The sequence below is a fragment of the Bacillus sp. AP50 genome (genome assembly GCF_040492675.1).
GTDB classification, from domain to species: domain Bacteria; phylum Bacillota; class Bacilli; order Bacillales; family Bacillaceae_G; genus Bacillus_A; species Bacillus_A cereus.
Map to the genome: position 1 here is coordinate 1 of NZ_JBEUTW010000573.1, position 2,368 is coordinate 2,368.

The following is a 2,368-nucleotide window of genomic DNA, read 5'->3' on the forward strand; positions in this document are numbered from 1 at the left end:
GGTGCATTCAGAATAATTAGTTATTTTAAAAACAAGGACTACCTCTATATGTTTTTATTTTAAATATATTTATTATTCTTAGTAAATGTTAAACCATTAAATATTCTCCTTATAATAATGCAAATCAAGTATTGCAATACGAGATTAATGTTCTTCGTTTTATTCAGGCATGAGGAGGTCTTGATGTGGGATTTAAGAAAAAATTTGAAATTGAAACGGATTATCTGGATGAAGGATCAACCAAGCGTCCTGGTAATCGTATTTATGTTCAATTTATTGTGGCACATGGTATAGAGCATCCAAACTTAACAGCAAGAGAAAGTGTAGATTATTATCAACGTACACAGAATCAATCAAATACTGCGGTACATTTTCTCGTAGATGATAAACAAATTATTGAGTGTATACCTGCTGTGACACATGAACCAGAATATGCCTTTCATGTAATTTATGATGTTAATACTAGTAATGCATTATATGATACATGTGCTAATAATTCTGCCATCGGAGTGGAATTATGCTACGGTGAAAAAATTGATAAGGTAGATTCGTATAAGCGCTATATTTGGCTGCATGCTTATATTTGTTATAAGTTTGGACTAAATCCTCGCCGAGATATTATAGGGCATGATGTACTAGATTCTAAGCTGAGAAGTGATCCCACTAAAGGACTAGAATTTGTAGGTAAAAGCTTTAATCAATTCATTATGGATGTAGTAGACGAGTTTGAAAGTTGTACAAAGGAAACCAATATGATAGCTAAACAGGTATCGGTCAAAAATGGAAAGTTATATACAATACGTGCAACTGATACGCTTCAGTCTTTAACCACACAATTTGGTATAAAAGCAGATTGTTTAAAAAAATTAAATCCAGAACTGGACATCCATGCATTGTATGAAGGACAAAGTATTTTAATCGAGCCAGGTTCACCTCAATTAGGCAAGAATTACATCAACTTAGAACTAAAAGAGTATATGAGAATTCCTCCTGTTCGACCATATCCAGGGAAGCCTATAAAACAAGGCGATAGGGGACGGAATATAGAGGCGATTCAAAGAACGTTAAAAGTGAGTGTTGATGGCATATTTGGTAAGGAAACAGAAGAAAAGGTTAAAGAGTATCAGCGTAATTCTAGTTTCTTATCTATTGATGGTGTAGTTGGTATGCAAACTTGGTATGCACTATTTTAAATTGGAGGAATAGAAAATGAATGACCTTTTACAGTCAATGCTAGAGAATGGAGCATTGTTAGTGATTTTAGCAATTCTAACAGAATCTCTTACAGAGATTCTAAAAAACATGATACCTAATAGAACCATTCAAGATCGTTTCACGTATCTGTTATCTATTTTGGTAGGTATTTCTTTAGCATTTGCTTTTAATTTAAACTTCTTTGACTTGAATGGATATGGAAAATATATATCCATTATATCTGCAGGATTATTGGCAAGTAGAGGGGCAAATTATGCGAATGGATTTTTGAAAAAATTTGATATTTTACGTTAAAAAAGGATGGGATTAAAGTATGGGATATATTGTTGATATTTCAAAATGGAATGATAATATTAATTGGGCTGTGGCGGCGAAAAATCTAGATCTTGCTATTTGTCGTGTGCAATATGGTTCATTGAAACGTGATAAATTGTATAATCAGCATGTGCAAAAATTAGAAGCATATGGGATCCCGCATGCAGCATATGCTTACGGGTGTTATGTGAGTGTTAATGATGCAATTGTGGAAGCGAAAGATTTTATGGCACGAGTTAGTCCAAATGCTAGATTCTTAGTGTTAGATGTAGAAGATGATACACTCGCAAGTTGTGGACCAAGTAAATTAGCTGCAGCATCTCAAGCATTTATTGATACATGTAAAGCGGCAGGGTGGAAAGTTGGTTTATATGTAAGCCACCATATGTATGAAAAATATGGGTTAAGTAATGTAAAAGCTGATTTTTTATGGGTTCCACGCTACGGCAATAAGCCGAAATATAGTTGTGATTTATGGCAATATGCAGACAATACAACAGGTGGGTATGTGTCTGGAATTGGGAATTGTGATGTTAACCGTTTGAATGGTGACAAATCTCTTAAATGGTTCTTGGGAGAAGAGGAAAACAAAACGTTTTATCGTATCCACCTTGGTGACTTTAATACGTCTGAGTGGAAGGATTCCACAATGAATAGAGTAAAAGAAATTCTACCTGGTTATGGTTTGTGGGAGGAGAATTTAGGAAATGATAATTATCGAATTATCGTAGGAGATTTTAATACTAAATCATGGGTTGATGAAACATTTAATAAATTAAAATTAGCTCTTCCTAACTATGGTATGTGGATTCAAGAAATTTAATAAATAAGCAGATTC

Annotated in this window: 3 protein-coding genes; all 3 read left to right on the forward strand. The window is 33.7% G+C overall.

Annotated features, from left to right (window positions below):
* Positions 1 to 185: 185 nt before the first annotated feature.
* Genes ABWK52_RS26770 through ABWK52_RS26780 form a run of 3 tightly spaced genes read left to right on the forward strand, consistent with a single transcriptional unit; the run spans position 186 to position 2,353 of the window.
* Positions 186 to 1,193: an N-acetylmuramoyl-L-alanine amidase gene (locus ABWK52_RS26770; protein ID WP_097999166.1), complete on the forward strand. Its 1,008-nt coding sequence runs from the start codon at positions 186 to 188 to the stop codon at positions 1,191 to 1,193.
* Positions 1,194 to 1,209: 16 nt separating this feature from the next.
* A complete protein-coding gene (locus tag ABWK52_RS26775) occupies positions 1,210 to 1,509 on the forward strand; it encodes a hypothetical protein (protein WP_000998964.1) in 300 nt (99 codons plus the stop codon).
* 19 nt (positions 1,510 to 1,528) lie between these two features.
* Positions 1,529 to 2,353, forward strand: coding sequence for a GH25 family lysozyme (locus ABWK52_RS26780; RefSeq protein WP_053514173.1), 825 nt, complete (start codon positions 1,529 to 1,531; stop codon positions 2,351 to 2,353).
* The last annotated feature ends 15 nt before the right edge of the window (positions 2,354 to 2,368 follow it).